The organism is Microcoleus sp. PH2017_08_TRC_O_A, from assembly GCF_020738665.1.
Lineage (GTDB): Bacteria > Cyanobacteriota > Cyanobacteriia > Cyanobacteriales > Microcoleaceae > Microcoleus.
Genome location: NZ_JAEQCE010000109.1, coordinates 19976 through 34249 on the forward strand (window position 1 = coordinate 19976; position 14274 = coordinate 34249).

The following is a 14274-nucleotide window of genomic DNA, read 5'->3' on the forward strand; positions in this document are numbered from 1 at the left end:
TCGGGACGGGCTAGAAGCCCATCCCACAAGACTTGGATTATTTATTGACATACAGTTTAAATGCCGCAACAGCTTAAATCTTCAATTTTTTCAAGAATTGCAAATCTTGCCACGCTTGAATGACATTGCCTTGCATTAAAGCGGCTAAACCGTTTAAAATTCTAATTTCCGGTAGGTTCGGGTTAAGGGCGAGTGCGGGTTTTAAGGCTGTTTCAGCGGCTTTTGGGTGCCAGCCGTAAATCTGGACGAAGGCGAGATAAGCGTAAGCATAGGGGTTTTGAGAGTCTAGTTGGGTGACTTTTTCTAAAGCCCCGATCGCACTTTCGACATTTTGCTGCAATACTCTAGAAAATGCCAAAGCATAGGCGAATTCTAGATTGTTCGGTTCCTGCTTCAGCCGATATGCTAACGCTTGTTCCGCTTGCACGGTATAATCTTGAATCGGATCGTACTGATTGATCCGTCCAATCTGCTCGAATACTGGTTCTAAACCGGGCAATCCTTTGGGTAAATTAACCGCCATCGCCCGCAATTGAGTTACCAAATCTAACTCGGGCGTATCTTCATTTGCTGGGACTTGCTCGGCGATTTTCAATTTTTTATCGTTTTCGTTATCCGTGCGAGTCTGGGAAGCAATAACCTCGGGCTGAGCGTCGATTTTAAGCGTTACCTGCGGCACATTGATTGGATAAGTTTCCCCGGTTTTGCGATTGAGATAAGTCGCTTGCAGATTGTAACTTCCCGGTGCAATATTAGCAGGAGTTAGCATCGCCGTGCGATCGACTACTCGAAACCCCACAGCAAATTTATCGGCTTCGAGCATTCCCGGATGCAAAGTTGCCTGGCCGATCGCGCGATCGTGTAAAATCCTCACAGTCTGTCCCGGTGCAACATCGCCAGACTGCTGATTTTGCCACGTTAACAAGACTAAACCAGACTGCAACTGCTGCCAAGGCCCAGACCAAGTATAAGTCACCGGCAACGCTATACCGGGAACCGGTTTTGCCAAAACAGTCACCTGCTCTAATTGTACTTGCGATCGCGCTTCAGGCAACGGCTGTATTTCCACCGGGTGCAACTGCTTGCGGTAAAGATTCAAATTAGTATTGTCAGGCAAAACCCAACTTTTTTGCAAGTTAAACTTACCACCAGTTTCAATCGCCGCCACCGCTGCATTTTGAGCTTTTTTAATCCGTTCCCGAATCGAACCTTGCGGGCCAGTTTTGGTAACAAACCAAGAAAGCGATCGCACATCTTGCGGCACTTCTTTTAAATTGGTTCCCACCTGTCGCCCGTAAACCTGAAAATTCGCCAAAGCACCGTAATAATTCAAATTGTGCTGGTTAATTTCCGGTGTGGAAGGCAACACGCCCAAAGTCGATTGCAAATAAGGTTCGGTATCAATAATTTCGGCAATTACTTCTTGGTGCGGCCACTGTTTACCTAAATAAGGATAGCTAGAATTGCCGGGACTGACAACTTGAACGGAGTTGTTTCCCAAACCACCGCCCAGCGGCCAGATATGGAACAGCATCGCTAGGATTCCTAAGCCAATTGTTCCCCAACGAATTTGCTTTCCCCAACGCTGCGGCCACAGGGTTAAACAGTAGGCTAAAAATATTGCTAATATTGGCAAATAAGGTATCACATATCGGTCATCTTTGTTGATATTTAGGGAATTAATTAAATAAGCTCCTATCCAAAATACCCCCAGCCACCGACAGGAGTCAAGGTACAAGATTGACTGACTATCGGCTCGATTTCGCCAATAATAGAGTATAAATCCGACTAAGGGAATCAGTAACAGAGGCCAGGAAACCTGTTCTGGTAAGTGCTGAATATAGTAAATCCAAGCACCGATCGTATTCAGGCCCGGATCTCCTTCGGCGATCGCAGAATCGAACGTTGCCCGTTTTCCCCCGGTCAAAATTAACAGCCAATTGGTTTTTGCCCACGGGCCAAACACGGCAGCAGACAGCAACAAAGCACCAGCTAATTGAGCTAATCTTCCCCAAGCTTTTTGTCGCACTGCACCAACTGCTAACCACAGAATCGGTGTAAACAAAAATAATACTGTAGTGTGTTTAACTAATATTGATAAGCCAAGAGAAATTCCAAAGGCGATCGCCCAGAAGAAAGATAATCGATTCAGGTAAAATATTTTACGATTTTCCTGATTTTTTCTCTCCGTTATATATACGGCAAAATCCGCTGCCGCATTTTCTTGTTTCTTCCACATTGTCAGACAATAGAAACAAAAAGTAATCGCAGCAGTTAGGGGAAAATCTAGCAAAAATTGCAGGCGGAAGCGATAAAGTCCCGGTAACAAAACGCAAATTGCAGCAGCCCACAAACCGACTTGTCGATTAAATAATTTGGTGCCCAAATTGTAAACTGAGGCGAGCAGAATAGCACTAAATAATAAATGAACGAGGGTTGCCCGATCGCCCCCAGTACCAAAAATATGCAGAAACGGCACCGTTAAGATGTACACCAAGGGCGGAATCTTCGTCGAAAGCAGCCAGAAACTTGTCCACCAGTCGCCGGAAAACCACTGAGGATGCTGCAACGCCTGTAAGTAATTCAGCGTGCTAGTGAGGTATTCTGCTTGATCCCAGGCGGGTACAGATCGATCGCAGGCAAACCAGAGGCGATCGCTAATTGCCCCCAGCAGCCAAATTATGCCTAAGATCAGCATACTCTTGCCCCGGCTGTCCCGATGTTCCTGTGCCATTGCGATTTTTGGATTTTAGCTTGCAGTTTTTAGCTTACAGGTGGGCGGTTCCGGGCGCTCTAAAAATTATTTTGAAAAAGTGCTTGCTAAATTCCGTATGTGTCTGCTAAGGTAGTTAAGCGTAAAAAAACAAGCCGAGATAGCTCAGTTGGTAGAGCAGTGGACTGAAAATCCACGTGTCCGGAGTTCAAATCTCCGTCTTGGCATCGCAAAGCCCTCACAAAGTTGAGGGCTTTTTATTGGGGAAAATACGGGCTGTGCAGTCAATTATTTTTGAGTCAGATACGCTGCTAATTCTGGAATTTCACCAGCGCGCTGCCACTCAGCTTCCCCAAGTCTCACTTTGGTGCGATCGGTAATCTTCTGAACCTCCAATAGTTGCAATTTGGTATATGGCCCTTCAGGTTGACCGCTGCGAAATACATACCATTCAGAAGCCTCGGGAGGTGATGCCACCCGTCTCACGGATTTGACTCGGTTCATACCCGATTCAAGTTTCATCTGATTGAGTTCTTGCTCTATGGGATCGATCGTCTTGCCACGATTTGTAGAAGGCGAAGAAGTTGCCAATTTTTGAGAGGCTTTGTGGTTGATCTTCCAAAGCCACGCACCTACGACACCAAACAAACTAAAAACGCCTCCCCCAACGGCAGGTATTAACGCAGGATGAGGCGGGCTGTATTTTTCTGGCTGCGCTGGGGTCGGGGCTGGTGTAGGAGTTGGACTAGAGCGGTTGTCGTAATCTGAGTAGTCTTTATCTCCGTAATACCGTCGATTGCCGCGAGGTCGCTTCTTTTTTTGAGCGTAAACCGGAATAGAAGCGACTAGAGCTGAAGCCCCAGTAACTAAAAGTAGCAGTTTGCGGCGCGACAGCTTAGAATTAGTCATTTTTCTGGTAGATGATGGGTATCACTATTTTCCCAGAACATAACAATATTGCGGTCATCTGGTAGAAAAGTATTGTTTTGATAATAAGATTTTATCAGATGTTAGGGTCAGCTTTTGTATTTGTAAAAAGACCAGACTTGATGATTCGATCAACCCAAATATTTGAAATTGTCAATAAACGCTCTATTTTCATCGGGAAACATTGCCTCAAAATTTTGGTAAATATGTCGCATATTCGGAAATTTCACTAAGTTTCACAGTTTTTGACACACTCTCGTGCTTTGCAAAACTTTTCCTGCAATTGTTCTCGCACATTCTCTAAGGGAATTCCCTCACCCCGCGATAGTTCCGCCTCCGCTTGCTCAATCGACTGACGCAGTTCCTCCTCCCACTGCGAATAATGCTTCTGGGTTTGCGCCAGAGTATGGAGGGCTTTGGTGATTACCTCTGAGGGCGAACTAAACGACCCCTGCGCCAATTGCGCCTCGATCAATTGCATCTGCTCTGGACTTAAAGTAATATTCATTACGCCACCTCCCTCAGACAGATCCATATTTTAACAATAGCGCTACATCCGGGCACTCTCGATCGCCCCAAAACCCTTCCTGATTACAAATTCGATCGATTGTCACTGCTTTCTTCATCGCCACAATTGCTAAATTAACAACTCAACCGCGCTTTGACGATCGCATTAATATCGGAAAATTTCTGATTTAGAGTCAACATAATTTTCCTTCTCTTTCCCTAAAAGCCTCGCAATCTCGATCGAACTCATGAAATACTCTGGCAATTTTTGATTGACAAAAAGGATTATTTCTAGTATGCAAGCTCGAAAATGGTGTTAAACTCATCTGACTCGGAGAATCACCCAGCCGGAAACAACAGGCTACAATCAATAATAGATTCTATTTCCATAACAATACTGTTTATAGCTTGAACTCCTCAGTGCCCTACAACAACACCTCAACTCAATCCTTTCAATTTGACTCAATTGACAGCGCCCTGGCAGACCTGAAAGCAGGTCGGATGCTGGTAGTAGTCGATGACGAAAACCGCGAAAACGAAGGCGACGTGATTTGTGCCGCCCAATTCGCCACCCCCGACAATATCAATTTCATGGCAGTACAGGCCCGGGGTTTGATTTGTCTGGCATTGACTGGCGATCGACTCGATCGCCTAGAACTGCCTCTCATGGTCAGCAAAAACACCGACAACAACCAAACCGCCTTCACCGTCAGCATCGATGCAGTCAACGGCGTCAGCACCGGCATCTCCGCCGAAGACCGCGCCCGCACCATCCAAGTAGCCATCCACCCAGATACCAAACCTCAAGATTTGCGCCGTCCCGGTCATATTTTCCCGCTGCGGGCGATCGACGGTGGCGTCCTCAAACGCGCCGGTCACACCGAGGCCTCCGTTGACCTCGCCAGACTCGCCGGCCTCTATCCCAGCGGCGTCATCTGCGAAATTCAAAACCCCGACGGTTCGATGGCGAGGTTGCCCGAATTGATCGAATACGCCAAAACCCACAACCTCAAAATCATCAGCATTGCTGACTTAATTAGCTACCGCCTCAAGCACGATCGATTTGTCCGCCGCGAAACAGTCGCCAAATTGCCGACTGAATTCGGCGAGTTTACGATCTACGCCTACCGCGACACTCAAGACAATTCAGAACACGTTGCCATTGTCAAGGGCGACCCGGCAGAATTTAAAGACAAACCCGTGATGGTGCGGGTGCATTCCGAATGTCTGACCGGAGATGCTTTGGGATCCCTGCGCTGCGACTGTCGGATGCAACTGCAAGCAGCACTGAAAATGATCGAAAATGCCGGTTGCGGCATCATAGTTTACTTGCGCCAAGAAGGTCGGGGGATTGGACTGGTCAATAAACTCAAAGCTTACTCGCTGCAAGATATCGGATACGATACCGTAGAAGCTAACGAACGCTTGGGCTTTCCCGCCGACTTGCGGAACTACGGCGTTGGAGCACAAATGCTTAACGATTTGGGAGTGGAAAAAATTCGGTTGATTACCAACAACCCGCGAAAAATTGCCGGTTTGAAAGGTTACGGCATTGAAGTAGTCGATCGCGTCCCCTTACTCATTGAAGCCACAGATTACAACTCGATCTATCTGGCAACCAAAGCCGAAAAACTAGGTCATATGCTGCTGCAAACTTATTTAGTCACAGTAGCGATTCAGTACGAAACGAAGGAAGAAGGAAGAAGGAAGAAGGAAGAAGGAAAAGAGGAAGATTCGGCCATTCAAAATCGGTACGAACACCTTGAGAAACTGCGGCATTTGGTAGCAAGTCGCGATTTACTACTGCAAGAAGAAGCGCGGCCGGTGGGAATAGCCCTGTTCGGAGAAAGCTCCCTCATCGTTCACCTCGGCTTCGACCAAGCCGGACTCGCAGCCCCCGATTGGTACAAAGATCCAAACCATCCTTACGTCAGGGCGATCGGGCAAATTCTTGAATCTATCAGCACAGAACCCGACTTGCAAACATTAGAATTCATGGTTTCCTCCGGCGCAGATCCGCTCAAAACCCTGCAAGTCCAGCTCGATCGCGAAAGCTTGCCCCTGGAACAAGTCGCGTCCGCCTGTGCGAAACTTCAACCTCAAAAAATCTATAGTTTTTCCGCTATTCCCGATTCTGCCCTCGGAATGTCAAGCTAAGGTCAAGACTAGAAAGGGCGAATCGATATGGAAATGAACGTTGGTGACTTTTTGCACCGGCTCGACCTCAGGGGACAACCGCTTAAAGGCACCAACCTCGGCGGTGCAGAACTCCGGGGAGCGAACCTCAGGGGAACAGACCTCCGAGAAACCAACCTGAGCGACGCAATTCTCAGGTATGCAGATCTGATCGAAGCAGATCTCACCCGCGCCAATCTTAGCGGGGCGGATTTAGCTGAGTCATTTCTGAATTTAGCCAACCTCACCAGAACCGATTTGACCGGTGCTGTCCTCCGAGAAGCTACTCTCGTGGGAGCAGAACTCACGGGAGCCAACCTCAAACAAGCAAGTTTGATCAAGGCCAATTTAGTTGGAGCCAATCTCCAGCAAGCCAACTTAACCAGAGCCAATCTCAGTGGAGCAGATTTGCGAGGCTCTCAGATGACTGGCGTTATTTTAGACAAGACAGTCTACAACAACCGGACAATGTTTCCCGACGATATTGACCCCGCTGCATTGGGAGCAATTTTGCTAGCTCCCAATGCCTCGCTCCCGGGCTTAAATCTGGCTATGGTAGATTTGACCGGAGCCGATTTAAAAGGGGCCGATTTGCGGCGGACAAACTTATATAAAGCTATTTTATTTGGAGCAAAGCTCGATCGGGCAAACTTAGCAGGAGCCAACCTCAGCGCAGCGGACTTGAGGGAAGCCAGTCTCAGCGGCGTCATTTTAGAAAAAGCTGTTTACAGCAACCAAACATTGTTTTCAGAAGGCATTGACCCCCGTCTGGGCGGAGCTTATTTAATTGCTCCTAATGTATCGCTGCAAGGGGTGAACTTAACCGGAGCCGACTTAAATGGGTCAGATTTAAGCGGAGCTAATTTGAGCGGTTCTAACTTGAGTTCGGTCAATCTCAAAAATGTAGACCTCAGTAAAGCTAGTTTAAAAAAAGCTTATCTCAAAGGTGCAAACTTGGAAGGAACAGACTTGAGAGGAGCCGATTTAAGCGGCGCAATTTTGCATCAAGTAAACTTGAGTTCTTCTGACCTCCGGGGTGTAGACTTAACAAGGGCTGACCTCAGCGGCGCTAATTTGAGCGATGCCGACTTGAGGGAAACAGATTTCACCGGAGCTACTTTGCTGTTCGCTAACTTGAGCGGCGCCGACTTGAGAGGTGTAGACTTGACAAAAGCCGACCTCAGCGGCGCGAAGTTAAACGAAGCTGACCTCAGAAAAGCAGATTTGATGAGAGTAAATTTGGAGGGAGCCGATTTAACTGAAGTAGACTTGAGCGATGCTCATTTATTCCGAGTTAATCTCAGAGGTGCTAACCTTAAAGGTGCAAATCTTAAAGGCGCAAGTTTAAAAGGGGTATCTTTGACTGATGCTTATTTGAGCGAAACGGATTTGACTGATGTAGATCTGAATCCGAGTTTCTTTGAACTACCATTAGAATCGGAATGGTAGTTGACAGTTGGCAGTTGGCAGTTGGCAGTTGGCAGTTGACAGTTAGCAGTTGGCCGTTGCTAGTTGCTAATAATTACGAAATAACAAATAAACAAAAACGAATCACAACTGACGAATCACAACTAACAACTGCCAACTAACAACCCAACGACCCGCGAGCGGGGAAGCTGACAACTAACAACTAACGGGAGCATCTCAGTTTTGCATATAGTGCGAGCGTCCCCGCTCGCGATTATACTGCTCGCGATTATACTGCTCGCGATTATACTGCTCGCGATTATACTGCTCGCGATTATACTGCTCGCGATTATACTGCTCGCGATTATACTGCTCGCGAGCGGGGACGCTCGCACTATAATGAAAAATGCTTTTTTCAAAAATGAGATGCTCCCCAAATAACAAATAACAACTAACAACTAACAACTGACAACTGCCAACTGACAACTGACAACTGACTAATGATTAATGACAAACCGTTAGGCTCTGTTATTCAAGGTTCCCTCAGCAAGGGATTAGAAGTGCGACTGCACGCCGACGTTTCAGTGGAAGATATGAGGGTGGGGAAATTTTTAGTAGTGCGGGGGGTACGATCGCACTTTTTCTGTATGCTCACCGATGTGTCTCTTGGAACATCCAGCAGTCGGATTTTATCCAATCCTCCCAACCCCAACGACGATTTTCTCCTCGCAGTCCTCGCAGGTAGCAGCACCTACGGTACGATCGAGCTTGCGCCCATGTTGATGCTGACTGCGGAAAAAGAAAAATCTCAAGCCATCTTCAATCCCACAGGTAACGGAGTCCCCGATAAAAAGCTGGCTTTAGGAAATTTGGGTTCTTTTGAGCCGCAAAGTGGCGCCGATATGGAATTGCTGCCGGTGAAAACGATTCCCAGCCACTTTTCCCAGGTGTTTGATGCCAAAGAAACCGATTTTCGAGCGGTTTTTGGCTGGGAAGATGATCCATATCGCCGCAATTTTGCGATCGGCAAACCGATTGACATGGACGTGGCTGTGTGCTTGGACTTAGACAGATTTGTGGAACGCAGCAACGGAGTTTTTGGTAAGTCGGGAACGGGAAAATCTTTTTTGACGCGCTTGCTGCTGTCGGGCATTATTCGCAAGCAAGCTGCTGTCAATCTAATTTTTGATATGCACTCGGAGTACGGGTGGGAAGCTGTTTCCGAAGGAAAACAATTTAGCACTGTTAAAGGTTTGCGGCAGTTGTTTCCCGATAAGATTCAGATTTATACTCTCGATCCAGAGTCTACAAAGCGCCGGGGAGTCCGCGATGCTCAAGAGTTGTTTTTGAGTTTCGAGGAAATTGAAGTGGAAGATATCTCGCTAGTCCAGCGGGAGTTAAATTTGTCGGAAGCTAGTATCGAAAATGCGATCATTTTGCGAAACGAGTTGGGTAAGGGTTGGATCAATAAGTTGCTGGAAATGACCAACGAAGATATTCAAATGTTTTGCGAAGAAAAGCGGGGAAATAAATCTTCGATTATGGCTTTGCAGCGGAAATTAGAGCGTTTAAATGATTTGAAATACATTCGCAAACGCTGTCCCAAAAATTATGTCACTGAAGTTTTGCAGTGTTTGGATAGTGGGAAAAATGTAGTAATCGAGTTTGGTTCGCACTCGGATTTGCTGTCATATATGTTAGCAGCAAATGTGATTACTCGCCGGATTCACGGAGCTTACGTGCGGAAAGCTGAGAAGTTTTTGATGAGTAAAAATCCGTGCGATCGCCCGCAACCGTTAGTGATTACCATTGAGGAAGCCCACCGCTTTCTGGATCCGGCGATCGTGCGATCGACTATTTTCGGGACGATCGCCCGCGAAATGCGAAAATACTTCGTAACTCTGCTGATTGTAGACCAGCGTCCCTCCGGTATCGACGGCGAGGTGATGTCGCAAGTCGGCACGCGGATCACAGCTTTGCTAAACGACGATAAAGACATCGATGCTATCTTTACGGGCGTTTCTGGAGGCCAGAGTTTGCGATCGGTTTTAGCCAAACTCGACTCCAAACAGCAAGCTTTAGTTTTGGGGCACGCCGTACCGATGCCGGTAGTTGTCCAGACTCGTCCCTACGATGAGCAATTCTACAAAGAAATTGGGGATATTGACTGGCAAGAAATGCCGGATGAACAAGTGTTTGCTGAGGCAGAATCTGCTAAAATGGATTTGGGATTTTAGATGAGACAAGATTGCTTTCCCAAGCTGTCCAATCTGAAAATAATCTGCGTTTATCCGTGTTTATCTGCCTTGCATCTGCGGCCCGGCGATCGAAGATTTATGCAAAAATTCTAATAACAACCAACTGTCAAGCGGTCAACTGTCAACTGTCAACTGTCAACTGTCAACTGTCAACTGTCAACTGAATGAAGCAAGGGCTTTTGCCCTCACACCCGTCACCCCTCATCCCTAACTTCATAAAAATTGGATAAGGTTAAATATTGTTCAGTCGATCGGCAAAATTTAACTCAAATAGCCAAACATCCCGCTCTTAATATATCTTTACTCACTGACAGCAAAAGTTGATTAGCATATTTAAATAAAAATGTCAAGAAATATTTTAAACGGTAAGTCGCAGCGAATACGGCGATCGAGTTCGGTTATCTCGCATCGCAGCATCTAGGCAGCGAGAAAAATTCAAGCGATGATGGAATAGAGAGCAAAATAAAGCCCTCGAATTGCATGAGTCTGTTTGCATGAGCGTGTTTGCTTGAGTCTGTTTGCATGAGTATTGTGAAGTTGAGTTGCACTTAAAACTAGCAGGGAATTGAAAACCTTAAGGAAAAATGTAGAATCTTGACCTTAAGACAGAGGTTTTTACCCTTTACGAGCCTCAAAATTTGGAATAATATTGAGAAAAGTAAACTCAAATTCACTTCGCCTAGAACTAGCCGTTAAAGCTAGCAAGCTACGGAAAATCGACGGGGATTACTGGACAATCAAGCACAAAAGTAATCCAAAACAACAAGCTTCTACCGATCGTCACCGATAAACAGGAGGGGTAACATCCCCCCTGTCGCAGTCTTTATCCCACTTGTAAAAGTGGGACAGGGTATCACCAACTTTTTATCTGTTGTTACAAGGAGTGCAATACTCACCCATGTCCACTACCACCCCCAAAACCAAAACAGTGAAAGCCGATCGCATGGGCAGCCGGCCATACTCCTCAACGGATACGGTTCGTACCTATCTGCACGAGATCGGTCGAGTACCCCTGCTAACCCGAGAAGAAGAGATTGTTTTCGGGAAGCAGGTACAGCAAATGATGAAATTAATCGAAGCAAAACAAGCGCTTGCTAAAGAATGGCAGCGAGATCTGACGAATGAAGAGTGGGCTGCCCAAATGGAGTTGACCGAAGCCGAACTGAACCGGATCTTGCAGTTAGGGCGGCGCGCCAAGCAAAAGATGATTGAAGCGAATTTGCGCCTAGTAGTTGCGATCGCCAAAAAATACCAGAAACGCAATATGGAATTCTTGGATTTAATTCAAGAAGGCACCCTCGGTTTAGAACGGGGAGTCGAAAAATTTGACCCGATGCGGGGATACAAATTTTCTACCTATGCCTACTGGTGGATTCGCCAAGCAATCACTCGCGCGATCGCCCAACACGCCCGCACCATTCGATTGCCAATTCACATCACCGAAAAACTCAACAAAATCAAAAAAGTGCAGCGGGAACTCACCCAGCAGTTGGGCCGTTCTCCCTCGCCTGCGGAAATTGCCACCGCCCTGGAACTGCAACCTTCCCAAATTAGGGAATACCTGCTGATGGCAAGACATCCAGTTTCTTTGGACTTGCGCGTAGGAGATAACCAAGATACGGAACTGCAAGAACTCTTAGAAGACGAAACAGCATCTCCAGACAACTACATTACTTCGGAATTGCTGCGGCAAGACCTCAATACCTTGATATCAGAACTGACCCCCCAGCAACGAGATGTGATTGTTCTGCGCTTTGGTTTGGAAGACGGCACCGAAATGTCTCTGGCGAAAGTCGGAGAACGGCTCAATCTCAGCCGCGAACGGGTGCGACAGCTAGAACATCAAGCCCTCGCCCACCTGCGGCGGCGTCAGTCTCAAGTCCGAGAATATTTGGCTAGTTAGTCACTAAAAGAGTTGAGATTTTCTCCAAATCTCAACTCTTTTTTTGTGCAGGCGCCTCCGGGAAGGATACTTTTATCCCAAGCAATTTTGAAGTGATATCATGTCCGGTCGATCGACCAAAATAAGTAAAGTTCGTAGTGCGGACTTCAGTCCGCTTTTTGGCCAATTGACCAAAATAAGTAAAGTTCGTAGTGCGGACTTCAGTCCGCTTTCTGGCCAATTGACCAAAATAAGTAAAGTTCGTAGTGCGGACTTCAGTCCGCTTTTTAGATGCGGACTGAAGTCCGCACTACGAACCCTTTTTGTGATGGTCATGCACTGGACACGATCTGAGTGAGGTACAGATAGTAATACCATTTTTTTAAAGTTATGACAGACTTTTGCAAACAAGGGAAACGAGAGAATTACAACGTCTTGTCGTCCTTTATCTCTATCTGATCTTTAGAAAAATGGTATAATGGGTAATTGGTAGGCTGACGAGTACAGAAGAGAGATTTGAAAAGCGCTATATTTAAGATGTCGATCGCACTTGATGGGCGATCGCAATTTATCAAAACTAAGGAATGAAAATTTAATAACTTACACGCTCGATGATTGTTGTGGGATGGGCGGGAGAGCCCGTCCTTTCTGCACGGGCTCTCCCGCCCATCCCACTTGAATTTAGGAACCGGGCGGGCGATCGAAAATTCAAGTTAATATTCAGGATTAAGCCAAATACCCGGTTTCTGTAATATCTCTTTGAAACAGGTACAAGAAGGGCGGCGCAGCAGGTATTTGAAACTTTGGGGCAAGCAAGTGGTTTTGACTTATTCGATCGTATTAACAAGCACTTTAGAGGCGATCGCCCTTGCTCTCTCGCCCGGTAACTTCAGCATCGAATTTCCCCTAGGCGAGGCACAGCAATCGGACATCAAATCCGGCCTTTTCACCTCCCAATCCCTCCCAAATGCTGCGCCAGATACCGCTAGCACAGGTTTAGCAGAGGGTATATACCTCTACGGCCAGTCGAGCCAGCCCGATCGAATTAAAAAAGAATATTTTGTATTTGAAATGCGACAGAGTAAAGTAGTCGGCGCTTTTTACCTGCCTCGGTCTGCTTTTTACTGTTTTTACGGCACTGCGGAGCGAACTCAGTTAAATTTAACAGTAGTGGACACTTACGACGGCAGTCGCTCTCCCTACTCCGTAAACCTGCAACAGTATTACCCTATTTGGGCCGTCAGCGACAACGATCGGCGCATTTTAGGTATTTGCAAGGAAGCTCACAAACAGCAGGTTTGGGGAAATTAATACTATTTTCGATTTTCGATTGGGGATTAAAGAATTGGGAATGATTTACTGCATAAGAGTTTGGAGTTTCCCTACAGTTGCATTCATTGGTGAAAATCGTCTAACCAATACCTGCGCGATTTTCTTGGTTTCTTGGGTATATTGACACTCCCCTGCCTAAAGGCGAGGGGATTCTTTGTTCATAGACTCAACTTGCTCAGACAGGATTTCTGAGCGTCAAAGTAGAGGTCGAATCTCCCAAAGCGTTCGGGTTTAAGACCCAAGTTCCGGTATGCCCTACCGTACTCAAGGCTAATTTCAGAATATTAATCGCTGCGTTCCAATCCCTATCCATAACAAACCCACATTCACAAGCGTGGGTTCTTACGGATAGGGATTTTTTTACGATTGCACCGCAATTTGAACATTTTTGCGAAGTATAAGCAGGATTGACTGCGACAGTTACCCTGCCAAACTTTACGCCAAAATACTCCAACCACTTTCTGAATTGATACCAACCAGCATCGTTAATTGATTTAGCGAGACAGTGATTCTTTACTAGATTCTTTATCCTCAAATTTTCATAGGCGACCAAATCGTTAGATTGGATTACGCAACGCGCCAGTTTCTTGGCGTGTTCTTCACGTTGCCGACTTATTTTGAGGTGTACTCGCCCTAATCGATTAATTGCTTTCTTGCGGTTGGCAGAGCCTTTCTTTTTGCGAGAAACACGGCGTTGTCGAAACTTCAACTGTTTCTCGCTTTTTCTGTAAAACTTGGGATTCGGTTCAACATGACCATCGGAGTCTGTATAAAACTCTTTCAGTCCCACGTCCAATCCAACTGTTTTACCTGCTGGCGTTGTATCTACATTGTTGTCAGCGCTGATTGCAAATTGAACGTAGTAGCCGTCAGCGCGACGTATTAAGCGAACTCGCTTAATTTGATCGATTTGGTAGAAATTAAGATCCCACGTTCCTTTTAGTTTGAGCTTGCCAATTCCCTTTTTATCGGTAAATGTGATTTGCTTCCGAGTTTCTGAGAGTTTCCAGCCGCTGACTTTATACTCAACTGAGCGACTGTTTTTCTTGAAAGTCGGATAACCTTTCTTTCCG

At 46.4% G+C, this 14274-nt stretch carries 9 protein-coding genes, 1 tRNA gene and 1 pseudogene; 7 read left to right on the forward strand and 4 right to left on the reverse strand.

Annotated features, from left to right (window positions below; translation table 11 throughout):
* Window positions 1-73 precede the first annotated feature (73 nt).
* Window positions 74-2734, reverse strand: a complete 2661-nt coding sequence (locus tag JGK22_RS28755) for a glycosyltransferase family 39 protein (RefSeq protein WP_293314278.1) — start codon at window positions 2732-2734, stop codon at window positions 74-76.
* Window positions 2735-2867: 133 nt separating this feature from the next.
* Between JGK22_RS28755 and JGK22_RS28760 the strand changes: the two genes are divergently transcribed.
* Window positions 2868-2940 (forward strand) — tRNA-Phe (locus JGK22_RS28760).
* A gap of 61 nt (window positions 2941-3001) precedes the next feature.
* On the opposite strand, the gene JGK22_RS28765 is transcribed toward JGK22_RS28760, so the two are convergent.
* Window positions 3002-3622, reverse strand: a complete 621-nt coding sequence (locus tag JGK22_RS28765; protein ID WP_293314280.1) for a DUF4339 domain-containing protein — start codon at window positions 3620-3622, stop codon at window positions 3002-3004.
* Between the two features lie 247 nt (window positions 3623-3869).
* On the reverse strand, window positions 3870-4148 hold the full coding sequence (locus JGK22_RS28770; protein ID WP_293314282.1) for a type II toxin-antitoxin system ParD family antitoxin: 279 nt from the start codon (window positions 4146-4148) through the stop codon (window positions 3870-3872).
* A gap of 419 nt (window positions 4149-4567) precedes the next feature.
* Here JGK22_RS28770 and ribBA point away from each other — a divergent pair, with 419 nt between their 5' ends.
* The 6 genes from ribBA (at window position 4568) to JGK22_RS28800 (ending at window position 13180) form a co-directional block, all read left to right on the forward strand.
* The gene (gene ribBA, locus JGK22_RS28775) at window positions 4568-6304 is read left to right on the forward strand and encodes a bifunctional 3,4-dihydroxy-2-butanone-4-phosphate synthase/GTP cyclohydrolase II (protein WP_293184258.1); all 1737 of its coding nucleotides are present in this window, start codon (window positions 4568-4570) and stop codon (window positions 6302-6304) included.
* Between the two features lie 33 nt (window positions 6305-6337).
* Complete coding sequence (locus JGK22_RS28780) at window positions 6338-7771, forward strand: pentapeptide repeat-containing protein (protein ID WP_293184260.1); 1434 nt, start codon at window positions 6338-6340, stop codon at window positions 7769-7771.
* Window positions 7765-7911 carry a hypothetical protein gene (locus JGK22_RS28785; protein ID WP_293184262.1) on the forward strand — a complete coding sequence of 49 codons (147 nt, stop codon included), beginning with the start codon at window positions 7765-7767 and terminating at the stop codon, window positions 7909-7911. The genes JGK22_RS28780 and JGK22_RS28785 overlap by 7 nt, the downstream gene beginning before the upstream one ends.
* Before the next feature lie 318 nt (window positions 7912-8229).
* A complete protein-coding gene (locus tag JGK22_RS28790) occupies window positions 8230-9966 on the forward strand; it encodes an ATP-binding protein (RefSeq protein WP_293184264.1) in 1737 nt (578 codons plus the stop codon).
* A 919-nt stretch (window positions 9967-10885) separates the two neighbouring features.
* Window positions 10886-11890, forward strand: coding sequence for an RNA polymerase sigma factor, RpoD/SigA family (locus tag JGK22_RS28795; protein WP_293184266.1), 1005 nt, complete (start codon window positions 10886-10888; stop codon window positions 11888-11890).
* 738 nt (window positions 11891-12628) lie between these two features.
* The gene (locus JGK22_RS28800; protein WP_293197318.1) at window positions 12629-13180 is read left to right on the forward strand and encodes a hypothetical protein; all 552 of its coding nucleotides are present in this window, start codon (window positions 12629-12631) and stop codon (window positions 13178-13180) included.
* 156 nt (window positions 13181-13336) lie between these two features.
* Here JGK22_RS28800 and JGK22_RS28805 read toward each other — a convergent pair.
* A pseudogene (locus JGK22_RS28805) lies at window positions 13337-14274 on the reverse strand (transposase); the annotation flags it as partial.